Source organism: Nereida ignava (assembly GCF_047114695.1).
GTDB lineage: Bacteria > Pseudomonadota > Alphaproteobacteria > Rhodobacterales > Rhodobacteraceae > Nereida > Nereida ignava.
This window is the reverse complement of the sequence record NZ_CP112885.1, coordinates 1,085,831-1,112,435: the sequence shown is the minus strand read 5'-3', so window position 1 is coordinate 1,112,435 and position 26,605 is coordinate 1,085,831. Positions and strand designations below refer to the sequence as shown.

Sequence of the window (26,605 nt, the reverse complement as noted above, 5' to 3'; positions counted from 1 at the left end):
TTAGAACGAGACACCGACCAAGTGGTCACCCAACGAGCAGTCCCAAGAAAGAGCGCGTATTATGTCCAGCCACGGTGAGCCAATTCAAATGCAATCGAGCAAAGCAGGCCCGCTGCGCGGTGAGGCAAATGTACCGGGCGACAAGTCTATTTCGCACCGTGCTTTGATTTTCGGGGCGATGGCTGTGGGCGAGACAACAATCACTGGATTGCTTGAAGGCGAAGATGTGTTGGACACCGCAAAGGCGATGCAGGCATTTGGTGCGACAGTGACCAATCATGGCGGCGGTAAATGGTCTGTGTGCGGTGTTGGTGTTGGTGGCTTTAGCGAACCTGAGAATGTGATTGATTGCGGGAATTCCGGTACTGGCGTGCGCCTAATTATGGGGTGTATGGCCACCAGCGATATGTCTGTGACGTTTACAGGCGATGCCTCGTTACGCTCGCGGCCGATGGCCCGAGTGACGGACCCGATTGCGCTGTTTGGGGCGCAGTCTTACGGCCGCAGTGGTGGCCGCTTGCCGATGACAATTGTCGGTGCCGCCGATCCGGTGCCTGTTGAATATGTCACGCCTGTTCCGTCTGCGCAGGTGAAGTCGGCTGTTTTGTTAGCTGGTTTGAACGCGCCAGGTCAAACAGTTGTCATTGAGAAAGAAGCGACCCGTGATCATACAGAGCGGATGCTAAACGGATTTGGCGCCAGCGTGATCACCGAGGAAGGTCCAGAAGGTCGCAAGATTACCCTGACGGGCCAGCCGGAATTAAAGCCGCAGGACATTGTGGTGCCGCGTGACCCAAGCTCGGCCGCGTTTCCTGTGTGTGCTGCGTTGATCGTTGAGGGGTCTGATGTTCTGGTACCCAACATTGGTCTAAACCCAACGCGTGCTGGTTTGTTTGAGACCCTGCGCGATATGGGCGCTGATTTAACGTATGAGAATTTGCGCACCGAGGGTGGTGAGCCTGTTGCTGATCTGCGTGCGAAATACTCGCCCAATATGCAGGGAATTGAGGTGCCAGCAGAACGCGCTGCGTCGATGATTGACGAATACCCGGTGCTGTCTGTTGTGGCGAGCTTTGCCAGTGGCAAAACGTTCATGCCTGGTGTGAAAGAGCTGCGTGTGAAGGAAAGCGACCGCATCGATGCAATGGCCCAAGGTCTTCGCGCTTGCGGTGTGCAAGTGGATGAGGGAGATGATTGGTGGACCGTGCACGGTGGTGGCGCGGGTGGAAGCGCCAAAGGCGGTGCGACTGTTGAGAGCCGTTTGGACCACCGTATTGCGATGAGTTTCATGGTACTTGGTATGGGCACGCCGGAGCCTGTCTGTGTTGATGATGGCGGCCCGATTGCCACAAGCTTCCCAATTTTTGAGGCGCTTATGAACGGCCTTGGTGCCAAAGTGGCGCGCGCGTGACCCTGACCGTTGCCATAGATGGACCAGCAGCCAGCGGGAAGGGTACGATTTCAAAACGTGTAGCTGCCGAGTTTGGTTTTGCCCATTTGGACACAGGACTTTTGTACCGTGCCGTGGGGGCCAAAATGCTTGCGGGTGTTGAGCCGATCGTTGCCGCGCAAACTCTTAAAGCGGCTGATTTGACGCCAGAAAACCTGCGCACCGCAGAGGTGGCACAGGCCGCGTCAAAAGTGGCGACGATTGAACAAGTACGGGCCGCTTTGGTTGATTTTCAGCGTGCGTTTGCAGCGCGTGCGGGCGGTGCTGTTTTGGACGGTCGTGATATCGGCACGGTGATTTGCCCCGATGCGCAGGTGAAATTATTCGTCACAGCCAGTGCCGAAGTGCGCGCCGAACGGCGGTATCTCGAGCTGGCGGGCAAGGGGCATGACGTGACCCGCGACGGTGTGCTAGCAGATGTGGTTGAGCGTGACCGCCGCGACAGCGAGCGTGCTGTTGCACCGATGAAGCCTGCAGAAGGTGCAGTGGTGATTGACACGTCCACATTGGATATTGAGGCGGCCGTTGCGCGTGCGAGCCAATTTATCCGTGCAGCGATAAAGACTTAAACCTCACTATTTATTTGTTATGCTCACCTTGTTGCCTGCGTTCAGAGCGTGGGCACTACACTTGTGCGAGATAAACGGAGCCTGCGCCCAATGTCTGATTTGAAGATTACATGCCCCAAATGCAGCAGTGAAATTGAGCTGACTGAAAGTCTGGCAGGTCCCATGATGGCAGACATGAAGGCGCAATTCGCTGCTCAATTGGAGGCCAAGCGGCATGAGACGGAGCAAGCGGTTAAGGCCGCGGAACTGCGTGCCAAAGCGGCTGCAGAGCAAGCAGGCAAGCAGAACGCGCAAGAACTGGCAGAGCGGCTGGCGGACCGAGAGGCAAAGCTGACCGAAGCACAGGCTGCCCAAGCAGCGGCCATGAAGCGTGAGCGCGAGTTGGCGGATAAAGAGGCTGAAATTGAGCTGACCATTCAAAAGCAGCTGGCGGTTGAGCGTGAGAGTTTACGTACCAAACTGGCAGTTGAGGCCGAACAGAAAGCGGCTTTGCGCATTAGTGAGCAGAGCCAAACGATTGAGGGGCTGACCCGCAAGATCGAAGAGCTGCAACAGCGCGCGACCCAAGGCAGTATGCAGGCCCAAGGCGAAGCAGCCGAGCTGGTTTTGGAAGACACGCTGGGTACGGCATTCCCGTTAGACGTGCTGGAACCTGTTGGTAAAGGTGTCAGTGGGGCTGACGTTGCCCAAGTGGTTGGTGATGGCCGCGGTGGTGAAGCCGGTACAATTCTCTGGGAGAGCAAGCGGACCAAAAATTGGTCGCCTGCGTGGCTGGCTAAGTTGCGGGAGGATCAGCGCAAGGCCGGTGCGCATATTGCCGTGCTGGTGTCCACCGCATTGCCAGATGGTGTGCAAAGCTTTGATCTGATTGATGGTATCTGGGTCTGCGGTCCTAGTTTTGCGGTGCCGCTTGCCCGGTCTTTGCGGCAGGGGCTGTTAGATGTGTCCACAGCAAAGGGCCTTAAGGTTGGACAGCAAAGCAAGATGGAGCTTGTTTATGACTATCTGACAGGGACACAGTTCAAGCAGCGGATTGAAGCGGTGCACGAGCGGTTCTCGGTCATGGAGGACGCGCTGCGCAAAGAGCGGATATTCATGGAGAAGCAATGGGCGGTTCGACAAAAACAACTAGAGCTTGTGCAAAGCTCAATGCTTGGAGTTGGCGCAGACCTGAAAGCGATTGCCGGTGCGTCCATGCCAGAGATTGATGGCTTGGATATGGACGTTATTGGGGGTGATGTGACTTAGGACATCTTTTTGAGCAATCTTTAGTTTCACAATGATATCATTCGAATTGAACCCTTGACTGAATACTGAGTGGTAGTAGGGCGGCGCTACTAATTGGTTAATGGCTATAAACGAGAACTTTCATGGATACTTTCATGCGCGGCTTTTGTGCTGCCCTCTACTCTGGCGATGCCTGTACGGCCGCTGACTTCCTTAAATTGCCGAACGCGATGTTTCATAATGGTGCGATGCGGGTGAACAACTCACATGCGGAGACGCGCAATATGATCGAGGCGTTCCAAGCGGCTTACGCGAAATTGGGCCCGTTTCGTCATAATGCACAGATATTTCACCAAGCTGCTGAAACAGACACGCGGACAGCGGTTTCTCTTGAGACAGACTTTTTTGCGCCCGATGATACAGTCTTGGGCAAGGCGAAATGTGAATTCTGGGTCGAGCAAACAACGCTGGGGCCGAAAATTGCGATGCTTGAGATTATCGCCTCATTGCTACCCACGGATGTCATCGAAGATCAGCTCTTTGGTGCGCATACGGAACACCTGGACGCAGCCCTTGATTAGCAAGGGAATCTTGCTTATACGCGCGCTTGTTAAAGCGTCGAAACAGATGCGGACATGAGATTTGAGCAGGGTCGGTTTGCACCGGCCCTGAAGTTTTCGTGGACCAGCTGTTTTGAGGATTTGGCCAAATTCATCCAAAGACCGGCGGAGACAACCGCACGGCCAGAAAACTTTTAAAAAGGACGTTAACGCCACATGGCTAACACAATGGAAGAGTTTGAAGCACTCTTGAACGAAAGCTTCGAGATGGACACTCCCGATGAGGGAACAGTCGTCAAAGGTAAGGTCATCGCGATTGAAGCAGGCCAAGCCATCATCGACGTAGGCTACAAAATGGAAGGCCGCGTTGAGCTTAAAGAATTCGCAAATCCAGGCGAAGCTCCCGAAATCGCAGTTGGCGACGAAGTAGAAGTCTTCTTGCGCTCTGCTGAGAACGCCCGTGGCGAAGCAGTTATCTCACGCGAGATGGCCCGCCGCGAAGAAGCATGGGACCGTCTGGAAAAAGCATACGCCGCAGAAGAGCGCGTCGAAGGTGCTATCTTTGGTCGCGTCAAAGGCGGCTTCACTGTGGACCTTGGCGGCGCAGTTGCGTTCTTGCCTGGCTCACAAGTTGACGTACGCCCCGTACGTGATGCCGGCCCGTTGATGGGTCTCAAGCAGCCGTTCCAAATCCTCAAGATGGACCGCCGCCGTGGTAACATCGTTGTATCGCGCCGTGCGATCCTCGAAGAATCACGTGCCGAACAGCGCGCTGAAGTCATCGGCAACTTGGCTGAAGGCCAAACTGTTGACGGTGTGGTCAAGAACATCACCGAATACGGTGCGTTCGTTGATCTGGGCGGTGTTGACGGTCTGTTGCACGTTACTGACATGGCATGGCGCCGCGTTAACCACCCGTCAGAAATCCTGACGATTGGCGAAACGATCAAAGTCCAGGTCATCAAGATCAACAAAGAAACACACCGCATCAGCCTCGGCATGAAGCAGTTGCAAGAAGACCCATGGGATATCGTTGCGGCGAAATACCCACTGGATTCTGTGCACACTGGTCGCGTCACCAACATCACGGACTACGGTTCGTTTGTTGAGCTTGAGCCAGGTGTTGAAGGTCTCGTTCACGTGTCTGAAATGTCTTGGACCAAAAAGAACGTACACCCAGGCAAAATCGTTTCCACCAGCCAAGAAGTCGAAGTCATGGTTCTGGAAATCGACGGTGCAAAACGCCGTGTGTCACTTGGCCTCAAGCAAACACAGCGCAACCCATGGGAAGTATTTGCTGAGCAATTCCCAGTTGGTACAGAAGTCGAAGGCGACGTCAAAAACATCACCGAATTCGGTCTGTTCATCGGTCTCGAAGGCGACATCGACGGCATGGTTCACTTGTCAGATTTGACATGGGAAGGCCGCGGCGAAGACGTGATTGGCGATTACCAAAAAGGCGACACAGTTCAGGCTGTTGTTACTGAAGTCGACGTTGAGAAAGAGCGCATCAGCTTGTCTGTAAAAGCGCTTGGCGGTGACAAATTCGCAGAAGCAGTTGGCGGCGTATCACGCGGTGCAGTTGTAACTGTTGAAGTGACTTCCATCGAAGACGGCGGCATCGAAGTGACTTACGAAGGTATGAAAGCCTTTATCCGTCGCTCTGATCTGTCACGTGACCGTGCCGAGCAACGTCCAGAGCGCTTCAGCGTTGGTGACAAAGTTGACGCACGCGTAACAAACATGGATGCGAAAACACGTCGCTTGGGTCTGTCGATCAAAGCACGTGAAATTGCAGAAGAAAAAGAAGCAGTTGAGCAGTACGGTTCTTCGGATTCCGGTGCATCGCTTGGCGATATCTTGGGCGCAGCGCTTAAGTCTGACGACTAATCCGTCGCTTCTAATTTGCTAGTAAAGGCCCCGCATCTTGATCATGCGGGGCCTTTTTCGTCTCGAATCGGGGAACTACTGATTTGCGGCGGTGATTAGGTTTGAGCCAAGCTGATCCAAAATACGTGCCTTCTTTTGTCGTTTGGCGCGCAAAAACCTGTCAAATTTAACCTAAATTGCATGCTAGATGCTGCAACGGCTTGTTTTCTAGTGATTTTCTCCGCCTAATGTTCCAACGTTTAGGCGTGAGTAAGTAGACTAAGGGGGCCGCGACATGATCCGGAGCGAACTGATCCAAAAGATTGCTGATGAAAAACCGCACCTTTACCAGCGCGACGTTGAGAAAATCGTGAATACGATCTTTGAAGAAATCATTGATGCCATGTCTCGTGGTGACCGAGTTGAGCTGCGTGGTTTTGGGGCGTTTTCCGTCAAGAAGCGCGATGCACGCCAAGGCCGAAACCCGCGTACGGGCGAGGCTGTTTCGGTTGACGAAAAGCACGTTCCGTTCTTTAAGACCGGTAAGCTGTTGCGTGAGCGTTTGAACGACTAACCGCGGCGCTGTTGCAGAGTTAAGGAGCAAAGTATGCGCTACATTCGGTACGGCATTATTGGTGCGATCGCGGTTGTGTTGATTGTGGTCGCCCTTGCGAACCGAGGTGTGGTGACATTGCGCATTCTGCCACCAGAACTGGCCGAATTAATCGGTGTACCGCTATTGGCCCGCTCAGTTGATCTACCCCTATTTCTTGTGATTTTTGGTGGTATTGCAGCCGGTGTTTTGCTTGGTTTTGTATGGGAGTGGATGCGCGAGCATAAAATCCGCGCAGCCAAAGCCACGACTGAACGCGAGCTGAAATCCCTTGAGCGTGAAGTACGCCGCCTAAAAGGGAAACAAAACGAGGGCAAAGACGAGGTCCTCGCGTTGCTTGATGACGCCAGCTAATCCATGGCACCTTTGATCCGAACAAAATTTTGCGGCCTAAGCCGGCCCGAAGACGTTACTGCTGCGGCCGATGCTGGTGCGGCGTATGTTGGTTTTGTCTTTTTCCCAAAAAGCCCCCGCAACGTGAGCATTGAACAAGCCGCAGATTTGGCCGTTACGGTGCCCGTTGGGATTGCGAAAGTTGCCTTGGTTGTAAACGCGAGTGATGCTGAGCTGGACGCAATTGTTGAGGCTGTGCCCTTGGATATGCTGCAGCTACACGGCGCGGAAAGTGTTGAGCGGGTGCGCGAAGTGCGCGCGCGCTATGGCCTTCCAGTCATGAAAGCTGTTGGCGTGGCGGATGCGGATGATCTGCCTGCGCTAGATGCCTATGCGATGGCCGCTGATCAGCTTTTGATTGATGCTAAGCCACCCAAAAACGCCGACCTGCCCGGTGGTAACGGTTTTTCGTTTGATTGGCGTTTGATTGCGGGCAAATCTTGGCCCGTACCGTGGATGCTGGCTGGTGGTCTGACCCCCGATAACGCGGCTGAGGCCGTGGCCATGACAGGCGCGCGTCAGTTGGATGTGTCCTCAGGGGTTGAGGCAAGTGTTGGCGTTAAAGACGGCGAGCTAATGACGGCCTTTGCTGAGGCTGCCAACGGCGGAATATCCTGAAGCTACGCGTGTCAGACCGCGTTCTCTTCCAATACCTCTATAGGAACGATTTCCAACGCGCGCTGGTGGGTCGCCTCAAGATGGACTTTGGGAGCGCAACCTTCGTGGTGGGCTTGCAAAAAGCGCGTCGCACATAGGCACCAACTGTCACCTGCTTTCAAGCCCACGAATCCGTATTGCGGGCGCGGGGTGCTAAGATCGTTGCCGACGTATTTGGAAAAGGCGAGGAATTCGTCAGTCATAATTGCGCAAACTGTGTGGCTGCCTTGATCGGCGTCACAGGTGTTGCAAAAGCCGTCGCGGAAAAAGCCAGTGACGGGGTCGGTGCCGCAGATCACCAGTTCGGTTCCGCGCACGTTGATGCTGTCGTCTTTTTGCATGAAGCGCCTCTTATTGGGTGGCCAACTGCCGGAGCACGGCCATGTTTCGATCAAACACACCTTTTTCACGAAAACCGCGGTGTGCGCCGTTCAGCGCGATCACCGTTTGTGTGTTACGATTGATGTAGATGTATTGACCGTAAATGCCACGAGCCATGAATTCACCTTCTTGGGCATCGGCGGGGATCCACCATTGATAGCCGTATTGAATGGCGCCAGCTTTTGTCTTGGCAAGCGGCACAGTTGATTGGCGCAGCCACTCCGCAGGTACAATTTGGCGCCCGTTGTATCTGCCATCCTGCAATACCATCTGGCCAAAGCGTGCGTAGTCCCGTGTGCGCATGTTCAGACCGCCTAATACAAACGCAGTTCCATAGCCGTCCGTGACATAATAAGGCGACGCCTCAAGCCCGAGTGGGGCAATAACTTTTTCAGACAGCAGGGCAGGGATGCTTTTGCCAGTTGCGCCGCGCAGGACCATCCCCAAAACATGGGTGTCGATGCTGACGTACTGCCAAGCACTGCCGGCGGGTTGGAAGGTTTCTGTTAGATCAGCGGTGAACGCATCCATTGACCGGCCCAAAGCCAAAACGCGGCCCATTTTGTTGATGTCGCTCGACGGGTCGAGGTAGTCCTCATCAAAGGTCACGCCACTCGACATCAACAGCACATCTTCGACGCTGGCCCCCGCATAGGCACTGTCCATCAGGGAAGGTGCATATTTAGTGACGGGATCATCGATACTGTCGATCGCGCCTTCATCAAGTGCGATCCCCATAAGCACAGATATGAACGACTTAGCCACAGACCAGCTGATCCGTTGATCTTCTGCGGTGGTGTCTTTGTAGTAACTTTCGTGGCGCAGCTTGCCGTTTTGTAGCACGACTATTGCGGTAACATCCACCTGCTCGACCCAGTCTTGTTGCTCAGGCGTTAGACTTAACGGCGGACCTTTAGGCAACTGAGACACTGGGCCGTCGCCACGTGAAACCTCTTCGTGCAAAAAGGCGGCGTCCATGTTGGAAAAGTTGTGTGTAATCCGGTCCGCATCAAACAGCGAATTAACAGCCAGCAAGCGCGCGATGCGGTCTTGATGATAAAGTGCAACCGCGCCCACCCCGAGCAAAACAACAATCACGATGCGGATAAATCGTTTCATAAGCAGCGCCCTCCCAAACTCTGTTTATGCACCAAGCGTAACCTCAACAGGCCGTGCGCTGCTAGCGGAACTTGTCCATCAGCTTTTGCATTGCCGTACGGTCATCTTCCTTTGGGTGTGTTGCCTCGGCGGCAGGGGTGGTTTTGGCATTTGGGCCTTTGGTGCCGGTCGATGGTCGGGCAGGGGCCGCGCGCAGGGCCACGGCGTTTAGAAATTTCGCAGTGTCGCCTTCAGCAAGATGTGCAGCCCCGTCACCGATGCCGCGTAGCACGTCATCAAGCCAGTTTTGGTCTGCCTTTGCGAAGTCGTTCAAGACATACGAGGGCACTTTGTCTTTGTGCCCGGGATGCCCCACACCAAGCCGCACACGGTCGTAGTTGGGAGAAATATGCGCATGGATTGAGCGCAGACCATTATGGCCAGCATGGCCGCCGCCGGTTTTGACGCGTACTTTAGCCGGCGCAAGGTCAATTTCGTCGTGAAAGACGATCACGTCCGTGCTGTCGAGTTTGTAAAAGTCTAGCGCCGCACGCAACGACTGTCCTGAGTTGTTCATGAATGTCTCAGGTTTAAGAAGCAGAACTTTCTCTCTGCCCAATCGACCCTCACTGATCTGGCCCTGAAACTTTGCTTTCCACGGACCAAAGCCGTGGTCCGAAGCGATCTGCTCAAGCGCCATGAAGCCAATGTTGTGGCGGTTCTTGGCATATTTCTGCCCAGGGTTTCCGAGGCCTGCAAAGAGTTTCATAAGGGGCGCCTTTGGTCACTGTTGTTGCGCTGTTTTAGCCCAAGCTTTGCACAAAACAAAAGGGCCACGCAGTAATTGCATGGCCCTTCGTGTAGGTTCGAAAGAGTGCTGCAGATTATTCTGCCGCTGCCTCTTCGCCTTCTTCGCCGCCTTCAGCGTCGTCATCGGAAGATGAAGCAAGACCGGATGGCGCTTGGATGTTTGCAATCACAAAGTCACGGTCGATTGTTGCTTTGCAACCTTCTGGCAGAGTGATCTGCGAGATTGTCAGCGTATCGCCGATTTCCATGTTGCTGATGTCTGCAGTGATGCTCTCAGGGATATCACCAGCAGTAACAACCAGCTCAACTTCAGGACGCACAGCTGTAAGCACGCCACCTTTTTTGATGCCTTTACATGTGTCTTCGTTTTCGAAGTTCACTGGGATGTAGAGAGCAATCTTTGTGGTACGCTTAAGACGCATGAAGTCGACGTGTGTCGGCAGGTCTTTGATAACGTCACGCTGTACGTCACGGCAGATAACGCGAACGTCTTCTTGGCCTTCGCACTTGAGGTTGAAAAGTGTCGACTTAAAGCGACCGGCTTTCAACTTCTTCAACAGCTCGTTGAATGGGATTTGAATTGCAACTGGGTCTGTGTCGCCGCCGAAAACGATGCCCGGAACCAAACCTGCACGACGTGCAGCGCGAGCGGCCCCCTTGCCTGTCCCCGCGCGGTTCTGGACGATAAGATCTGGGATCTGACCTGCCATGATATTTCTCCAATAAATAAAGGGGCCCGCCTCCAAGGGTGCGGTGCCCGATGAAGTGGCGCTTTTGCGGCGAATCTGGGTGAAAGTCAAAGGGTTTTTAGGCCGCGTGCCCAGTGATCGCTTGTGTGCAAGAGGAACTCGTGCGAACGCTTTGCGCAATGAAAGTGTACCGAGACATATACGACAGCCGCAAGACGCTGCTTGGCTTTGGCTCAATGGGCATTTTGTGGGGTGCGTTTGCAGCTTTTATTCCGCGTTTGAAAGCCCAAATTGATGTAAGTGATGCGACGTTTGGATTGATAATTTCATGTGCTGCATTGGGGCTTTTGGCTGCCATGGCCGCTGCCCCAACACTTGATCGCCGCTTGCGCCGTTTTGCGATGCCAGCCGCAATCGCTGCTTTGGCTACTGCATATCTGGGCCTTGGGACGGTGAGCACGGCAGTGGGCTTTACGACTGTTATGTTTGTGGTGGCCTTTGCCTCGGGTCTTGCGGATATCGTTATCAACGCCCGCATTTCCGAGACAGAAGCCCGCACAGGGCGTTCCTTGATGAACCTTAACCATGCTGGGTTTTCCTTAGCCTATGCGTGCGGCGCGATCGTTACAGGCTTTGCGCGCGAGGCGGATTGGCAAACGTGGGTCGTTTTCGCGTTGCTTGCGGTGGTCGTTTACGCGGCGTGTATCAAGATGCCGATGCGTACGGCGTCCGAGACGGAACCGGATGCACCCAAAGGCGGGCGTTTGCCAATTGGGGTGATCGTGTGGGGCGGCATCATTGTGTTGATCGCCTTTGAAACAGAAGGCGCGTCCGAGGCATGGTCGGCGCTGCACGTTGAGCGCACCTTGGGCGGCGGCGCTGCCGAAGGGGCGTTCGGGCCCGCGATGCTTGGTCTGACCATGGCTGTTGGACGCTTTTCTGGGCATCTGATTTCAGGGCGCGTTAGTGGGATGAAAATCATTGTGGCCGCATCGATGTTCGCAGCTATCGGCGCGTGGTTGGCCGCAGCCGCGACCAGCCCAAACATGGCCTACGTTGGCTTTGGCATTTTGGGTTTAGGAATTTCCGTGATCGCCCCAACGGCCCTCAATATTGTCGGTGAACGGGTCGGTATTGCGGATCGAACTTTGGTGATCGCACGCGTTTCGATTATCGGTTTTGCTGGGTTTTTCCTTGGGCCGCCGGTGATTGGCTTGTTGGCCGAATATCACGGGCTTCGGGTGGCGTTTGCTACCGTTGGATGCTTTTTGCTGATGATTTTGCCCGCAACAATGATGCTCAAACGGCAAGGCCCTAAGGCCTGAGTTATCGCGCTTTGCTGGAAAGGTTTCACCTACAGCGCAGATGCCCACCAGCTGCCATCACCTGATCGTAAAGGGCGAAATCCTCTGGCCACGCTGCGCGCACGTCTGCCTCGGTCTGGGGGATTTCATCAATCAGTAGCGGACGCGAAACATTCACAGTTGGGAAATTCAAGCTGGTCTCAAAACGCTCATCCAGAAACCGTCGCAGAACCGGCTGTTCTTCATAGGCAAAAAGATGATCCACAAGCACGGTCCCGTCATCTGCGCTTAGGAAGTTGAACTGCCTGCCAACGGTGCCGAGGGGCGGTTGCGGGCTTTGCAAGGCTGCGCTGGCAAAATCATGGAACGATACCCCATCGGTCGAGCGCGGATTATCTTTGGGCAGGCGCACGCGGTACCGATACCAACTGCGCAGCCAGTCCATCGGCTCGCGGATCACGGCGATCACTTCGTTCGTCTCGTTGAGGGAGGCCTTCAGAAAGGGTGCGACGCGGTTATGATAAAAGCGTGCATTCTGGTGCTTGCGGCGTCTGCTGAACCGAATGTCTGCGAGATTGCCCAAAGTCTGTTCAATCGCGGTTGAGCCCGTTTTGGGCGTTGCGAGATAGACCAGACCATTTTGGGACAATATCAACATGTGGCAAAGCTAGCCCGTTTGCACGGGCTAGGCCAGTGATCAGTTTTGTTGCCAAACGCCCTCAAAACCTTCGGGAACAAGCAAGATATCGCGGTCCAACTCATCAATAGTTCGCCGCCCGCATAGCGCCATGGTGGTGTCCAGTTCCTTGCGGATCACGTCCAGTGCCATGGTCACGCCTTGCTGCCCCATTGCGCCGAGCCCGTAAATATATGCCCGTCCAATCATCGTGCCTGACGCGCCAAGCGCGATTGCTTTAAGCACGTCCTGACCCGAGCGGATGCCGCTATCAAGCATCACTTCGATCTCTCCGCCGACGGCCTGCATGATGCTGGGAAGCACACGAATGGAGGACAACGCGCCATCAAGCTGACGGCCACCGTGGTTTGAAACCACGATTGCATCTGCCCCAACTTTGACGGCCATTTTGGCGTCCTCTGCGTCAAGAATACCCTTCAGAATTGTCTTGCCGTCCCATTTTTCAATCAGCTTGGCGACTTTTGACCAGTCTAATGCGGGATCAAACTGTTCGGCAGTCCACGAGCTGAGCGATGACGTATCGCTGATGCCTTCGACGTGCCCGACGATATTGCCAAAGTTGCGACGTTTGGCGCTTAGCATCTCAATGCCCCAGCCCCATTTGGTCGCAAGGTTCGCTATGGTTTTGGCGGTCAGTTTGGGCGGCGCAGACAGTCCGTTTTTGAGGTCTTTGTGTCGCTGACCCAATATTTGCAGATCAAGAGTAATCACAAGTGCCGAGCATTTTGCAGCCTTCGCGCGGGCGATCAGCCGGTCCACATAGTCCTCGTCCTTCATCGTATAAAGCTGGAACCAAAATGGTACGGTTGTGGCTTCGGCGACATCTTCGATGCTGTTGATGGACATCGTCGACAGTGTGTATGGCACGCCGAATTTTTCGGCAGCACGGGCGGCTTTAATCTCACCGTCTGCGTGTTGCATGCCAGTCAGACCCACGGGGGCAAGCGCGACGGGCATAGTTACATCCTGGCCTGCCATCGTGCTTGAAGTGCTGCGGCCTGTCATATCAACAGCCACACGTTGGCGCAGGCGGATTTGGTCAAAATCAGTAGTGTTTTCGCGGAACGTTTGCTCGGTCCAGCTGCCGGATTCAGCATAATCGTAGAACATGCGCGGCACGCGGCGCTCGTGGATTTTCTTCAGGTCGCCGATGTTGGTGATCACAGCCATAGCTCGCTCCGCGTAAAATTGGTAAACAATGATTACCAACGGCGCCAAACTCAGGCAAGCGATTGTTGCTTTCGCTGACAGGGCGGGGCAGCTAAGTATGAACCGGATTTAGCTCAAGTAGAAACGCGGCGGAAATGTCATGGCGATCATCTTGTTTAATAAGCCTTTTGATGTGCTTTCACAGTTCACGGACCTTAAGTCCCCAAGTCCGCGTGCGACCTTATCTGATTATATTGATGTACCCGCCGTTTATCCCGCTGGCCGCTTGGACCGTGATAGCGAAGGTTTGATGGTGCTGACGGATGATGGGCGTTTGCAGGCGCGTTTGACACAACCGCGCAGCAAGACCCCCAAAACATACTGGGCACAAGTTGAGGGCACGCCAACGCCCGAACAGCTTGATGCCTTGCGCGCTGGTGTCACCCTGAAGGACGGGCCGACACGTCCGGCGAAAGTTGAGGTGTTTGAACCCGAAATCTGGCCCCGTGTGCCGCCGATCCGTGTGCGTAAATCGATACCCGATACGTGGATCAAATTGACCATCACCGAAGGGCGCAATCGCCAAGTACGCCGCATGACTGCTCACGTTGGTTTGCCGTGTCTGCGTCTTGTACGTCATAGCGTGGGTGACTGGACAGTTGATGGCCTTGCCATTGGAGCGTGGCGGCACGCTTGAAGTGCGCCCGCTTGCGGGGTAAGCCGCTTTCAACTGTGACATGAGGAGCGCCGCTATGGGCTTTAAGATGGGTATTGTTGGATTGCCGAACGTCGGGAAATCCACACTTTTTAATGCGTTGACCAAAACGGCTGCGGCTCAGGCTGCGAACTTCCCGTTTTGTACGATTGAGCCGAACGTGGGTGAAGTTGGGGTGCCCGATGCACGCCTTGATAAGCTTGCCGCGATTGCCAGCTCCAAGGAAATCATTCCGACCCGTATGACCTTTGTGGACATCGCCGGTTTGGTGAAAGGTGCCTCAAAAGGTGAGGGGTTGGGCAACCAGTTCTTGGCCAACATCCGTGAAGTTGACGCGATTGCCCATGTGCTGCGCTGTTTTGAGGACGGTGACGTGACCCACGTTGAAGGGCGCGTTGATCCGGTGGCGGATGCAGAAACTATTGAGACAGAACTTATGCTTGCCGATATGGAAAGCATTGAGAAACGCCTGCAGAACATCACCCGAAAAGTGCGTGGCGGTGATAAAGAAGCCGTCCAGCAAGAGCGCCTTCTGAAAGTCGCGGCAGAGTGTCTTGAAAACGGAAAACCACTGCGTGTGGTTGAGGTGGATGAAGACGATGCAAAAGCATGGAAGCTGTTGCAGTTGCTGACCACAAAACCTGTGCTTTATGTATGTAATGTGGGCGAGGCCGAGAGTGTTGAGGGCAACGCCCACTCTGCCAAAGTGGCCGAAATGGCAGCTGCCCAAGGTAACAGCCATGTCGTTATTTCAGCCCAGATTGAGGAAGAAATCAGCCAGCTTGACGCAGATGAAGCGGCGATGTTCCTTGACGAAATGGGGCTTGCCGAAGCGGGTCTCGACCGTCTGATCCGCGCGGGCTACGAGTTACTGCACCTTGAGACATATTTCACAGTCGGCCCAAAAGAAGCGCGCGCGTGGACCATCAAAGCGGGTACATCAGCGCCCAAAGCGGCTGGCGTTATCCACGGCGACTTCGAGAAAGGGTTCATTCGCGCCGAGACAATCGCCTATGACGACTTTGTCGCCTTAGGTGGGGAACAGCCCTGTAAAGAAGCAGGCAAGATGCGCGCTGAAGGGAAGGGCTACACCGTCAAAGACGGCGATGTCCTTCACTTCTTGTTTAACACTTAAGCTTTCAATTCATCGCGCCAAGGCGGGTTTGCCCCTTGGCGCGTTACCGTAATTGCCGCGACTGATGCGGCGAACAGCGCAGCTTCGCGTGCTTGCTCTGCGCTTAGGTTAGCAATTTTTTCAGGCGCCAGCAGGTCATTATCTTCAAGATTGGCCAAGAACCCTGCGTTGAACGAGTCTCCCGCGCCAACAGTATCGGCCACGGTGACTTTTTGTGCTGCGACAGTAACAGGCGCATCGGCCCCCTTGAGGTAGATCAAGGCGCCATCACCGCCTCGGGTAATGATCACAACTGATGGACCGCGTCCGAGCAGCGCGCGCGCTTTTTCTTCAAGGCTGGCGTCACTTTGGTCGATCCAGTCAAGATCTTCGTCAGACACCTTCACGATATCGACCCGTTCAAAAGCATCGGTCAAAACTGCGCGGTACTGCATCTCATCGGCAATAAAAGCGGGCCGGATGTTTGGGTCAATCATGACCACGCGGCCTTCGGAGTTTTGCGCCAGCGTCTCAAGATAGAATTCCTGACAGGGCAGGGTAGCAAGGCTAATGCCGCCAAAATACAGAGCGTGGCATTCTTTGGGCAATGTCACAGCGTCCGCACGCGTCAACATCCGGCCAGCTGTGTTTTCGTCGTAGAAGGCGTAGCTTGCATGACCGTTAACCAGCTTCACAAACGCCAAAGTCGTGGGCAGGTCTGATCGCATCAGATGATCGGTTGCGACATTGCTGTGCTCAAGGCCTTGTACCAACTGTTCGCCGAACAGGTCATTTGAAATGCCGGACACCAATGCACATTCAATCCCGAGGCGGCCCATTGCGACGGCCGTGTTGAAAACTGCACCACCACTGCGCGGCACATAGCTGCTTTCGCCGTTTGCCAGTGTTTCTGGAACCATATCGATCAGCGCTTCGCCGCAACAAATTATCATGACACATCCTGTTAATTGCTTGCGGCTAAGTAGCTTGCTTTTACAGGTAGGGTCAAAGCGTAAACGCAGTATCATAAGGGCAAGGTTGTAGCATGCGGCCCGCGCCCGTGAAATTCTGCACGCAGTAACGATAATCTGGCAATTACCTCTTGTTTCCCCCCCCCCCTGCCGCTAGGACGGTCAGCGGAGACGTGGCCGAGTGGTCGAAGGCGCTCCCCTGCTAAGGGAGTAGGCCCGGAAGGGTCTCGAGGGTTCGAATCCCTTCGTCTCCGCCATACACCATTATTATGTTTATTTTCAGTGACTTAGAGATGGTGTCGGACTGATTTGTACCCAGTTTGTACCCAGGTTTAGGTGTTTGGATGCTTGCTGCAGTAGCTGCTTAAGCAATGCCGTTTTACCTTTAGCAGCACCCTTCTTGCTTCAGCGCCAACGTATCGCCCTGAGCTTTTCCCGTGCTTGGAGATTCGCTAATGTCCCAGCATATCCACTCTTCATCATTCGATTAGATAACTTGGGAGGTCCCCAAATGAAGCGCTTCAAGCCTCAATACCTTCCACATAACCAAGGTGCCCATCAGTTAGTCGAAGCGCTGGCTGCGGAACTAGACCTCAAGCCCAGCGAGGCTCACAAGACTATACTGGCATCGTTCTTATTCTGTGTGCAGGAGGCTGGTGTAGGAGCGTCCATTATCTGGTCTGGCGGTAGTACGAGCCAAGACACGGTAGGCTACTCGTTTTATCCAGCTACAGGCGCACAGACGGTACGGACGGTACGAGCTAAGCTTGTTGATGCGGGCTACATCACTAATCACGATGATCTACCCTCTGGTCTGGGAGGTATGACAAATAGAGAAGCACGGGATGTTACTGGTACTGCTCCTACTGAGCGTGTGAAGCAACCCAACACATACCGCATTGAAGCTAAGCCACTGCTTGAAGGGCTGGAGTCGGCATCAGCTATGTTTCTGGATGCTCAGCGCCCCTATGTGCTGGTTAACAAGCCCGAAGCTTACACTGATAAGGTTAAGCGTAAGGCAGATAGGCTCAAGACACCTAAGCTATCGTACCAAGCTGTCTACAAAGGGAAGCAGGGTAGAGCGGCAACGGCTGCACAGAAAGCTGTGCGTGAGATGAATGGCTACTGGGCGCAACACCCTTTAACTCTGCCAGCTACAAACAGTGAGCCAGCTAAGCTCTTTGCCTGCGCTACTCGCATCTTTCACGACGGCAGTCTTGCAAGTGGTGGTAGATGGTATGGTGGCTATACACAGATCAAGTCAGAGCAGCGCCTTCACATGCGCATAGATGATGAACCTATCTGCGAGATAGACCTGAACGGAAGCCAGCCAACCTTACTGAGCGCCCTGCTAGGAGTGCCTATGAATGTTGGGGATACTTGGACAGACGTGTACGACACTGTAGCCCAACGCCTTCAAGCTGATGAGGAGCATACGCTTCTACGTAAGATGGTGAAGCAGGTGATAGTAGAGATGCTTGGGACAGGTAACTACAAGCGTACTGGCCCTGCGGATACTGACCCGCCTGAGAAGCCATTAGTGTTTGATGATGTACAGCTATTCTTTGATACGGATTACTCTAAGCAGATGTATCTAACTATACAGCGGGAGGCCCTAGAGGTGTTTCCTGCTTTGAAGCAGTTAAACAAGAAGTACGTGAACGCTACAGGGTATCTCTCTTTCCACGAGTCAGAGATATTAACCCAGACATTGTTAACTCTCAAAGACGCAGGAGTTCCTGCATACGGTGTCCACGACTGTGTGATTGTAAGGAAGCGAGATGTGGATTTAGGAGTACAGACATACCGTCAGGTTATTCGTGACTACGTAGTTAGGCACCAACGGGAACAGAAACACCCGTGTCTTAACATTGAAGTAAGTGTCACAATTGAAGAAGCAGGTAAGGATAAAGTTAGACTACCTGGTCGCTACCTTTATTAAGACTGAGTAAGAGTTAGGGTCAGGCTGAGGGCCTGCCCATCCCTGTAAAGAAAGCTCTTTGTATTACATAATAGTCGTATCCTAAATAGTCGTTTATATACATACACTTAAGTTACATTAATCTTCAGCTTAAGTGGAGCTTTCCCTTGACATTTGTACCGTTCTGAGTAAAACTATACACATCTAGAAGGCTACCCTTGCCACGTGCTTCAAGGCCCCTTCTGACACCCCCCTCACATCTACAAACGAAGGAGTACCTTCATGTCTAAACACACCCCCCGTGTATTCTCAGACTTCATGTCTCTGAGGCAAGCAGACCCATCCAAGTTCTACGAACTGACTACGCAACGCAGGATGTATAACAGCCACAAACGGCTAGGCAGTGCAGCGTTCTTTGATCAGGCACACAAGCGGTGAACCTGTTTCACTTACTTGATCGTGGTGAAGAGCGGCTGGCTACTGGTGATGCAGACTTCACAGAGCGCACAGCTACTGTAGAGGCTATCCTCAAAGCTGTAGGTGCATTGCCTTACCGCAGGGCTAGCTTAAACAAAGAGCTTCACCAGCTAGTCGCTGCGTCCGTTGTAGCTGCACATGAAGCTGATGATACCATCGACATAACCACACGAAGAGCAGGTACACTGCACCAGTACGGCTACTCCACGAAGCTCATCCAGTACTTGGACAAGGCTGTGGCAGCAGAGTTGCTGAGTTCACAATCTCACCGTGCAGAAGGGCGTTTGCGTGTAGGCGATACCATCAGCACATACCTAGCGTAACAGTCGTACACTTACGATTACTGGTTAACAAATGTATGTATTATCGTTTTATATTAAATACTTAACTACCTGACGGCACTCACTGTCCCTGTCTCCTCCTGTGTAGCAAAAAGCTAAGAGCCGTCTGTTTACGGTTTCAGCAGGAGAGAGCGAAAACCAATCATCCCAACCATATAAAGGAGCAAGCCAATGTCCTCTGGCTTAATGAAACCCACGCCCAAAGAAGACGATCTGTTGAACAGCATCAGACGTGCATTCGGTCCAGCATCTTCTACACCACTAACCCTAGATCAGAAGCTAAAGGGCTTGAGCGAGAACGAACTAAACCTTGTCCTCACAACTGCGCAGCTAGTTAAGATGATAACTGGAATGCGTGTAGGTAAAGCAGAACCTTATTTGCAGGTGGTCAATCGTACATACCCACGCCTGAACTCACGCATACGTTCCATCATTGCAGAGGTCTTGCAGGATGCAGACCCTATCTCAGAAGAAGAAATAGCAGCACCAGTAGGCAAGTCCCGTGATGCTATCGTGGATGACTTTTACTCTCAGTGGGACCAGCAACAACCTGCAAGCGAAGCCAGTGTAGAGACACAGCAGGAACCTGAGACAGACAACGATGACTTCCTTGCAAGGCTCACACAAAGCGAGAGCAGTGGTAACAGCCAAGCAGAGATCACGATCAAGGATGGCAGGAAGTTCGTTGGTAAACTGCAGTTCGGTAAAGCTCGTTTGGCGGACTACAAGAAAGCTACTGGCTCTTCGTTCACACAGGATGAGTTCCAAGCCGATGAAGCCCTACAAGACGAGGTGGCGCAATGGCACTTCAAGGACATCGACAAAGCTATTGATGCACTAGGTGATGCAGCCAAAGGCTATAACCGTGACGGGCTACGCTCTGTTGCACATCTGGGCGGTAAGGGCGGTATGCGTCAGTTCGTTAAGTCAGGCGGAAAGTATAACCCATCAGACGAGCTAGGCACTTCCCTCAAGGACTACTACGACAAGTTCTCTGGCAAGACATGATACCCACATGGAAGGTGATTTGAAGCAAGTTTAAGGTTCGCAATGTTCCGTTTTGCACAACTTTATAGCTTCGCCAAAAGGCCATTATGGCTTGAATGATTTTGGGGCGTGGGTACGCTGGTTGGAGCAGCGGTCATTATAGCTAATTTGACCGTGACCCGTCGTGCAGCATTTTGCAACGTGATCTCACACACCAATCTGACGAAACTGTAGAACATTAGGTTTACTAATTGCTGCGAAATTTCATCTTAGAAAAATCAACCCCAGTGTTGCCTCGACGCTCTTTTACGTTAACGCCATGCCATACCACTTTGTTGTTATCCTTACAGTAATCATCAATTAAATCAGTTATTCCTTTTTCTTCGGCTGCAGCTTCAGTGTAGGAATCCACGTCAATGTCGATAACGATGGTTGCTCTGAGTTTCATGTCTTTATTCTCCTAATATAACCAATTGTAGTACTGGCCCGTAGACGGATTATTTTTTAGTGTCTCTTCTCTCTTTCAACTCCACCCCGCTCCAAACTATGTTTCGATTGGATGCCACATATTGTGCCAAAAATTGCTTTATTCTTTGGTCTTCTGCTGCTGCGTCCACATAATTTTCGACGTCGAAATCAATTATAGCTGTTGCTCGAATCTTCATAATTCACCCTCTTTTCCCGTGAATCTTCGCTAATTAATTAAACTACAAACAGATAGTTAATGCAATAGTGGAGAACTCAATTAGCTTTTTGCAGGGCGCCAAGCTGATAATTAAGTCTATTTTTAAGATCGCCTGACTGTCTCACCAAACTATCCTAATAAAGTCTCCCTTATAACAAGGCATCTATGGGAGTGGCTGAGTACGTATATCCCCCATACCCGCCATACCCATGCTGCACCCCCTAAGTTAACCCCCGTTAACATCAGCAGGTAACACCTCCTGCGAACACGTAACCAGTACAGCTATGCTGTCAGGGTCACCTTAAAACGTGGGGTTAAACACCCTCAGTCCTGACTTGGCAGTTTCTAATCACTGTTCGGGGGCCGTGTCTGTTTACAGCTATCCCTTATCCCCCTTGTCCACTTCCACTAGCACCCACCACCCCCTCATCATCATGCAGATCAAGCGGAGGTTCACGCATGTATCACTCACCAATCACCGTACCCGAAACACACCCTGACTATCCCACTGTCTATGCCGATCATAAGTATCGGGTTATCGTCTGTGTGGATCGCATCCAGTACATCTTGCAGAAGCGGAAAGGTAAGCAGTGGCACAACCAGAGTTATCTGTCTGAGTGGGAACCACTGTGTCGTCACAATCCACACCTGCCATTACCCAGTGCATCACCTATGTTGTTGTCCCACGAGATAGCCCGTCAGAGGCGTTGTGGGCGGTATGAGGGCGAGGTCTAGTTCTTTCGTATCCATACCCCAATCATAGCTTCTAATCTTCCTGTCATACCTGTGTTGGTAACAATGTGATCCAATCCAGAAGTACATCCGTATATACTGTATTCTAACTTCCCTGTTAGAACGCTACCTAAAGGGCTAGACGCCTCCACATCACGTCTGGCCCTTTTTCTTAGCTTACACTGTACAAGATGAACCACCGTTGACATTGTGTATAGCCTTTGAGTAAGACCAAAAGTAGGCAGCGGAGAGGGACCCACAGTGAAGCAGTTCGTTATCTACACTCGTGTCAGTACGAAGTCGCAGGGGGACAGCGGGCTTGGCTTGGAAACTCAGGAACGGGACATCAGGCTGTACCTAGCAAACTATGCGGAACCGCAGCATGAGCTTATCGGGACTTTCTGTGATGTAGAGAGTGGAACCAAAGCTGATCGCCCTCAGCTACAAGAAGCACTTGAACTAGTCAGAAGAAAACAGGCTACACTTCTTGTGGCTAAGTTGGACCGTTTATCCCGCAAGGTCTCTTTCATTGCCACGTTAATGGATGACAAGAAGGTAGACTTCAAAGTCGCTTCAATGCCGACAGCAGATAAAGTGATGCTGCACATCTATGCTGTACTCAGTGAGGCTGAGCGTGACTTCATCAGCACTAGAACAAAGGCTGCATTACAAGAAGCTAAAGCACGGGGTGTGAAGCTTGGAGGGAACAGACCTAACAACCAAGCACGGCATGACGCTGTTAAAGGGCTGGCTGATCAGATGGCACTGAAAGTTTCTCAGCTAATCAAGGACAACCGAAAGATGGGGCGCTCATATAGGTATATTGCAGAACATTTGAATGATCTGGATGTTGCTACAGCGAAAGGTGGTAAGTGGTATGCTTCAACTGTTCGCAACTATGATCAGAGATTGAGTGTTTGAAGCTAATACTTTACCGTATTTTGCTAGTCCAACACTGCACGTGCAAAGACTGACATGGTTAAGCTTGCATTAGAGGACGGCGTAAGCAAACCTCAGATATGTAATGACTTGGGGATCAGCAGGACAAGTCTGTACAGGATTACTGCTGACAGCAAGCACAAGGCTCAAGCATGAAAGCGTTCAGGGTGATGGGTTTATATGTCCAGGCAAAGAATAGGGGTAAAGATGGATATCTTTGATGAGTGCAAATCTAGGCTTTCTTATTCCAAAGGCTTGGCCCTGGTTTCATTCGTTTTTTGTTTCAGCTGCCTTTTGCCATCCCAGATAAAGGCTCAAAGTGTGAGTTCTTACTCTGACGCACTAGTCTGCACCTTAGCGGTGAAGGTATCCAATGGAACAAAAAGATGGGGTACAACGTCGTCAGCCCGTGTTTTTAGGGCAGAGGCTAGGAAGAGAGGCATCAACTGCAAAGTGCCAAAAGCGCAAACCCGAACTACAGTGTTAAGTAAGCGTTTTGCTAGCCTTACCAAAGAAGACAGACTTCAAGTACAGACAAACCTTGCTCACAAAGGACTCTACACATCCAGCGTTGATGGCCTCTATGGTGTCTCAACTCGTGCTGCGTTGAAAGCATACAATAAAGAGTACCGAGCAAATAAGAGCCTTAAGGACAAAACTAATGTTGATGGTCTGCTCACCAGTATTCTAAAGGATGCCTTTGATGAGGAGGCGCAAAACAAAACAGTAAGGCAAGCGCCAGAGGTAGAGGTTTTAACGCCAGAGCCTAAACCGAAGACGACTACAAAAGGCATAACGCAGTTACTGGCGCTGTATGAGGCTAAAGAGTATGCGGAAGCATTCTCTGTTGCACAACGGCTGGCAGCACAAGGTAATGACAAAGCGCAGTTCATCTTGGGCAAGTTATACGCTGATGGCAGGGGAACTATCCAAGTTAGAACTATTGCGCACATGTGGTTCAATATAGCCTCTATGAATGGTAGCGGTGAAGCATATGAACAACGGGACAAGATTGCAGGTTTGATGAGTCCTAATGCAGTTGAGGAAGCGCAGGAATTAGCCCTACAATGTATTCAAAGTAAGTATTCTGATTGTGGGCTTGCCTTTAAGCCAGAGCAAGAGCAGCCAGCCGCTATTACAATCAAAGATGGCGCAGTACTAGGAAGCCTGTTTAAGGCTCAAACAATTCTTCGGCGTAAGCAACTCCAATACGCACTTAAGAAGTTGGGGCTATATAGCAGCACCGTTGATGGTCTATGGGGTAGTGGCACGAGCAGAGCCTTCACCAACTACATCCAGATTAATGATCTCAATGTAAGGTCAGACGAAGAAGTATTTACTTCCGTCTTGAGTAAAGTTGACGTTCCCAGCTTCTTTGCTGCGCCAAAAAGAAAAGTGGTTAAACGGCAACCTACTAAGCCCAAAATAACACCTAACACATCAGGGCTAACTGCTATTATCGGCAATCCAACATTACCCGCTACCCAAGCTATCGCTATCTGCCGACCTCAAGCTCGGCAAGCTGAGCGGCAAGCGGAGCGCTCATATCGCCCAATAGATTTTGGCTCCTCAGCAAACTGCTCAGGTTTTGGCAACAGCATTAACTGTAACATTTCAAAGGACTCAGGTGGGTTTTTGGGCGGTTTTGCTGATGGTCTAGCTAAAAGCAGAGCAGGTAAAGACGCTAAGAAAGCAGCAATGTCGTCTTGCTTAGCACAGTATGGTTGGAGAGAATGATCAGCATTAATGGCCAACCTCCTAAATCTTGCAAATGCCCATTCTCTAGATGTCAGTTAGTGTTGAAAACGCTGGCAATCATCGCAAATCCATAATCTGTGGGATGAAGTTACGGATGCGCAATGTCTCTCTGGCCCTCATTATAACCCTACAATCTTCGTCAGCATTTGCTTTGGAACCAGGTTGGTGTGTGCATGAGGATAAGCAAAATAGGCTACAGTCTTTGGCTTATTCTTTCGATGTGGAGTTTGATGGCATTAGCTGTGCGAGATACATGAAGCCAGTATTTGAGATCAAACAAACAGCACCGAATACCTGTGTCTTCCAGTGGTGGCTAAACATACAGGATATTACCATACCTGGTGTATCCTTTGAAGCTAACCATCAGATGGACCACCTTTTAGTAAAGCTTAGCCAAACTGAATTGGAGCAATCCTATTGCTATCAAGGTGTTGACAGTAGTTATCAGTACAAAGGCGAAGACCTAATTTACCAAACGTTTAGTTCTTGTGGCGATGATGGTGACCCAGTTTATTCTGACTGGGTCCTGCTAGAGCAGCATTTGTCCGATTTAGAATACGTCAGATTTAACGACCATAATCGTGTTTTCGACAATGGCTTATTCTTGCAGCGAGAAAACCTCTATCAAGCTTATATCCGCTTTCAGGAGGAAACAGGCTGTCCAGCGATGTTTTAGTAAGTCGTACCATTGCGCTCTAAATTAGATACAGATGCGATCCGTGACTTTAGGCATGGGTGGCACCGCCGTTGATACTTCCAACGCTACAGGCAAGTTGATCCTGAATGTCATGTCATCTGTCTCACAGTTTGAGCGTGAGATGATGCTGGAGAGGCAGCGTGAAGGCATCGCTAAGGCTAAAGCTGAGGGGAAATACAAAGGACGAAAGCCTACAGCACGTGCAAAGACTGACATGGTTAAGCTTGCATTGGAGAAGGGCGTGAGTAAGGCTCAGATTTGTAGGGACTTAGAGATCAGCAAGACAAGCCTGTATAGGATTATTGCGAGTATGACAGACGAAGCCTGACAGCCTAATCCTCTTCATCCAATTCGGCACTGCGTTGATCTATCTTGGGAGCAGGTTTCTGCCACGCTTTAAGGTTCTGACCAATACGAGCATAAAAGTCAGGTACTGCTCGTTCTAGGTCGACGATAAAGTTTTGCTGCTGAGCGAACCTCGCCCCCAAGCTCTTGGATAGAAATACCTTAAATGAATGAGCCTGCAGGTGTTGCTTTCCCTCTTCAATTACCGACGGTTCTTCCAACAATGCAGTCAAAGAATGCACAGATGGCTTACTAGAACCAGGCCAGTAGGATGTAATGAACACATCTTCTGGCGTTATATTCTTAACTTGCCTTAGCAACCAGTTCAGTCGTGCAGTGCTAGATTTCTTGTCTGTTGGCGCTTCTACTGTCATACCAACTTCAACAACTCGTCGTTGTAAATCAGCCCGAATTTCAAGAGTGGATGCCGCCCCTGGAACGCTAAGTTCACCACTTAACTCGTTCAAATCGCACAGGCGTTTTACCTCCGCTTTATAACGTTCATCGGGTTGCTTACGCCACTTCACAGGCAAGCGCTCAGTAACACTTTCCTTCACTTCTCTTGTGAGGAGAAGGGACAAATCACGCATCTCTTGCTGCCAAGCACGAACAGAAGCGTCTGCAAGCGGGTTCTTCATTGTCAGTACGCCACCCGCAGAAACAAGTTTGTTAATTTCTCCCCATTCAGGCGGCATCCTATCGAACCCTTTAACGCCAGTACTCTCGTGACTTAGAAAACGCTTTAGTTCTTTGAGCAGCATAATCTGTTCAACATCAGTTAAGTCATCATCGGACAACAGAAGGTCAATCTCAGTTGCGATAGCTAGCCAAGACCAGTGTATGACAAGTGTTTTAGATTTAGAGTTTGTAACTTGCTGTATTGGATGAACGTCAGGCTTGTAGGTGAATTGGTTGCTAATCGTGAGGAGCGCATCAATCTTATTCTCTTTTGCTATGCTTCGGTATTCTTCAATCTGGTCTGCTTCTAAAGCGGCGTTACCGATCTTGGCCTCGACCAAGCACCTCCAGGTGGTTCGCCCAGTGTGCAATTCCAACAAACCATCAGGTCTTGCTTTATGAGCCTTTCCCGATGTCTTGAATACAATCTCAGTAAAACATGAGAGACGTGATCTCTGACCTACTCGCTGGTTAAACGGCTTGAAGATTGACTGAGCTAGAGCAGGAACACTCTGCATTACAGCTAGTAAAATAGACGTGGCACGACCTTCCTTGGAGGTGAGTGACAATACAGGAAATAACCGTGTTGGCTCACCTTGGATAAGGAATGGTGGCAAGTCATTATCAATCATAGCTATTCTCCTAATTCACGGTGAAAGTTACGTATGGCACCCTAGTTGTCAAATCAGTGAGGTTCCGTGCAAGCTGGCTCAATACGAGAATACTCATTTTGACTGCAAAATAGATACTGAGATGGATAACCCTCTAAACCCTGCCAA

At 51.6% G+C, this 26,605-nt stretch carries 28 protein-coding genes and 1 tRNA gene; 20 read left to right on the top strand and 9 right to left on the bottom strand.

Features of this window, described 5'->3' with window-relative positions; translation table 11 throughout:
* Nucleotides 1–61 precede the first annotated feature (61 nt).
* The 8 genes from aroA (at nt 62) to OLX08_RS05480 (ending at nt 7,299) form a co-directional block, all read left to right on the top strand.
* Nucleotides 62–1,411: a 3-phosphoshikimate 1-carboxyvinyltransferase gene (gene aroA, locus OLX08_RS05515; protein WP_391483032.1), complete on the top strand. Its 1,350-nt coding sequence runs from the start codon at nt 62–64 to the stop codon at nt 1,409–1,411.
* A complete protein-coding gene (gene cmk / locus OLX08_RS05510) occupies nt 1,408–2,019 on the top strand; it encodes a (d)CMP kinase (RefSeq protein ID WP_391483031.1) in 612 nt (203 codons plus the stop codon). The genes aroA and cmk overlap by 4 nt, the downstream gene beginning before the upstream one ends.
* Nucleotides 2,020–2,109: 90 nt before the next feature.
* Nucleotides 2,110–3,267: a DUF2130 domain-containing protein gene (locus tag OLX08_RS05505; RefSeq protein ID WP_391483029.1), complete on the top strand. Its 1,158-nt coding sequence runs from the start codon at nt 2,110–2,112 to the stop codon at nt 3,265–3,267.
* Nucleotides 3,268–3,389: 122 nt separating this feature from the next.
* Entirely contained in the window at nt 3,390–3,827 is a 438-nt protein-coding gene (locus OLX08_RS05500; protein ID WP_391483027.1) for a hypothetical protein, read from the top strand.
* Between the two features lie 195 nt (nt 3,828–4,022).
* Nucleotides 4,023–5,696 carry a 30S ribosomal protein S1 gene (gene rpsA, locus OLX08_RS05495; RefSeq protein WP_048599342.1) on the top strand — a complete coding sequence of 558 codons (1,674 nt, stop codon included), beginning with the start codon at nt 4,023–4,025 and terminating at the stop codon, nt 5,694–5,696.
* A 274-nt stretch (nt 5,697–5,970) separates the two neighbouring features.
* Nucleotides 5,971–6,249, top strand: a complete 279-nt coding sequence (ihfB, locus tag OLX08_RS05490; RefSeq protein ID WP_391483025.1) for an integration host factor subunit beta — start codon at nt 5,971–5,973, stop codon at nt 6,247–6,249.
* A 33-nt stretch (nt 6,250–6,282) separates the two neighbouring features.
* Complete coding sequence (locus OLX08_RS05485; protein ID WP_391483023.1) at nt 6,283–6,642, top strand: lipopolysaccharide assembly protein LapA domain-containing protein; 360 nt, start codon at nt 6,283–6,285, stop codon at nt 6,640–6,642.
* Between the two features lie 3 nt (nt 6,643–6,645).
* The gene (locus OLX08_RS05480) at nt 6,646–7,299 is read left to right on the top strand and encodes a phosphoribosylanthranilate isomerase (protein ID WP_391483022.1); all 654 of its coding nucleotides are present in this window, start codon (nt 6,646–6,648) and stop codon (nt 7,297–7,299) included.
* A gap of 11 nt (nt 7,300–7,310) precedes the next feature.
* Here the strand turns inward: OLX08_RS05480 and OLX08_RS05475 are convergent, their stop codons facing one another.
* The 4 genes from OLX08_RS05475 to OLX08_RS05460 form a co-directional block, all read right to left on the bottom strand.
* Nucleotides 7,311–7,679, bottom strand: a complete 369-nt coding sequence (locus tag OLX08_RS05475) for a DUF2237 family protein (protein WP_341247330.1) — start codon at nt 7,677–7,679, stop codon at nt 7,311–7,313.
* A gap of 10 nt (nt 7,680–7,689) precedes the next feature.
* Nucleotides 7,690–8,838, bottom strand: a complete 1,149-nt coding sequence (locus tag OLX08_RS05470; RefSeq protein WP_391483019.1) for a serine hydrolase domain-containing protein — start codon at nt 8,836–8,838, stop codon at nt 7,690–7,692.
* A 61-nt stretch (nt 8,839–8,899) separates the two neighbouring features.
* Entirely contained in the window at nt 8,900–9,586 is a 687-nt protein-coding gene (pth, locus tag OLX08_RS05465; protein WP_391483017.1) for an aminoacyl-tRNA hydrolase, read from the bottom strand.
* Nucleotides 9,587–9,701: 115 nt separating this feature from the next.
* Entirely contained in the window at nt 9,702–10,337 is a 636-nt protein-coding gene (locus OLX08_RS05460) for a 50S ribosomal protein L25/general stress protein Ctc (protein ID WP_391483016.1), read from the bottom strand.
* A 158-nt stretch (nt 10,338–10,495) separates the two neighbouring features.
* On the opposite strand from OLX08_RS05460, the gene OLX08_RS05455 reads away from it, so the two are divergent.
* Nucleotides 10,496–11,641, top strand: a complete 1,146-nt coding sequence (locus OLX08_RS05455) for an MFS transporter (RefSeq protein ID WP_391483015.1) — start codon at nt 10,496–10,498, stop codon at nt 11,639–11,641.
* A 25-nt stretch (nt 11,642–11,666) separates the two neighbouring features.
* Here OLX08_RS05455 and OLX08_RS05450 read toward each other — a convergent pair whose 3' ends face one another.
* On the bottom strand, nt 11,667–12,278 hold the full coding sequence (locus tag OLX08_RS05450) for a sulfotransferase family 2 domain-containing protein (protein WP_391483013.1): 612 nt from the start codon (nt 12,276–12,278) through the stop codon (nt 11,667–11,669).
* A gap of 39 nt (nt 12,279–12,317) precedes the next feature.
* Nucleotides 12,318–13,487, bottom strand: coding sequence for an L-lactate dehydrogenase (locus OLX08_RS05445; protein ID WP_391483011.1), 1,170 nt, complete (start codon nt 13,485–13,487; stop codon nt 12,318–12,320).
* A gap of 139 nt (nt 13,488–13,626) precedes the next feature.
* Here OLX08_RS05445 and OLX08_RS05440 point away from each other — a divergent pair, with 139 nt between their 5' ends.
* Entirely contained in the window at nt 13,627–14,163 is a 537-nt protein-coding gene (locus OLX08_RS05440) for a pseudouridine synthase (protein ID WP_391483010.1), read from the top strand.
* A gap of 55 nt (nt 14,164–14,218) precedes the next feature.
* Entirely contained in the window at nt 14,219–15,316 is a 1,098-nt protein-coding gene (gene ychF, locus OLX08_RS05435) for a redox-regulated ATPase YchF (RefSeq protein WP_391483008.1), read from the top strand.
* Here the strand turns inward: ychF and OLX08_RS05430 are convergent.
* Nucleotides 15,313–16,248 (bottom strand): carbohydrate kinase family protein, encoded by a 936-nt coding sequence (locus OLX08_RS05430; RefSeq protein WP_391483006.1) that lies wholly within the window; start codon nt 16,246–16,248, stop codon nt 15,313–15,315. The two genes, ychF and OLX08_RS05430, sit on opposite strands and share 4 nt — an antisense overlap.
* 185 nt (nt 16,249–16,433) lie before the next feature.
* On the opposite strand from OLX08_RS05430, the gene OLX08_RS05425 reads away from it, so the two are divergent.
* The 4 genes from OLX08_RS05425 (at nt 16,434) to OLX08_RS05410 (ending at nt 20,013) form a co-directional block, all read left to right on the top strand.
* A tRNA-Ser gene (locus tag OLX08_RS05425) sits at nt 16,434–16,523 on the top strand.
* Nucleotides 16,524–16,777: 254 nt separating this feature from the next.
* On the top strand, nt 16,778–18,208 hold the full coding sequence (locus tag OLX08_RS05420) for a hypothetical protein (RefSeq protein WP_391483005.1): 1,431 nt from the start codon (nt 16,778–16,780) through the stop codon (nt 18,206–18,208).
* Nucleotides 18,209–18,621: 413 nt separating this feature from the next.
* Complete coding sequence (locus OLX08_RS05415) at nt 18,622–18,987, top strand: hypothetical protein (protein ID WP_391483003.1); 366 nt, start codon at nt 18,622–18,624, stop codon at nt 18,985–18,987.
* 189 nt (nt 18,988–19,176) lie between these two features.
* The gene (locus tag OLX08_RS05410) at nt 19,177–20,013 is read left to right on the top strand and encodes a hypothetical protein (RefSeq protein ID WP_391483001.1); all 837 of its coding nucleotides are present in this window, start codon (nt 19,177–19,179) and stop codon (nt 20,011–20,013) included.
* Between the two features lie 226 nt (nt 20,014–20,239).
* Here OLX08_RS05410 and OLX08_RS05405 read toward each other — a convergent pair whose 3' ends face one another.
* On the bottom strand, nt 20,240–20,440 hold the full coding sequence (locus OLX08_RS05405) for a hypothetical protein (protein WP_391482999.1): 201 nt from the start codon (nt 20,438–20,440) through the stop codon (nt 20,240–20,242).
* Between the two features lie 1,230 nt (nt 20,441–21,670).
* Between OLX08_RS05405 and OLX08_RS05400 the strand changes: the two genes are divergently transcribed.
* From OLX08_RS05400 to OLX08_RS05380, 5 genes are read left to right on the top strand one after another with little or no spacing between them, the layout of a single operon-like run.
* Complete coding sequence (locus OLX08_RS05400; RefSeq protein WP_391482997.1) at nt 21,671–22,330, top strand: recombinase family protein; 660 nt, start codon at nt 21,671–21,673, stop codon at nt 22,328–22,330.
* A gap of 54 nt (nt 22,331–22,384) precedes the next feature.
* The gene (locus OLX08_RS05395; protein WP_391482995.1) at nt 22,385–22,504 is read left to right on the top strand and encodes a helix-turn-helix domain-containing protein; all 120 of its coding nucleotides are present in this window, start codon (nt 22,385–22,387) and stop codon (nt 22,502–22,504) included.
* A gap of 51 nt (nt 22,505–22,555) precedes the next feature.
* Complete coding sequence (locus tag OLX08_RS05390) at nt 22,556–24,085, top strand: peptidoglycan-binding protein (RefSeq protein WP_391482993.1); 1,530 nt, start codon at nt 22,556–22,558, stop codon at nt 24,083–24,085.
* Between the two features lie 49 nt (nt 24,086–24,134).
* Nucleotides 24,135–24,782: a hypothetical protein gene (locus OLX08_RS05385; protein WP_391482991.1), complete on the top strand. Its 648-nt coding sequence runs from the start codon at nt 24,135–24,137 to the stop codon at nt 24,780–24,782.
* Between the two features lie 34 nt (nt 24,783–24,816).
* A complete protein-coding gene (locus tag OLX08_RS05380) occupies nt 24,817–25,131 on the top strand; it encodes a recombinase family protein (RefSeq protein WP_391482990.1) in 315 nt (104 codons plus the stop codon).
* 4 nt (nt 25,132–25,135) lie between these two features.
* Here OLX08_RS05380 and OLX08_RS05375 read toward each other — a convergent pair whose 3' ends face one another.
* Entirely contained in the window at nt 25,136–26,458 is a 1,323-nt protein-coding gene (locus OLX08_RS05375; RefSeq protein WP_391482988.1) for a hypothetical protein, read from the bottom strand.
* Nucleotides 26,459–26,605 lie beyond the last annotated feature (147 nt).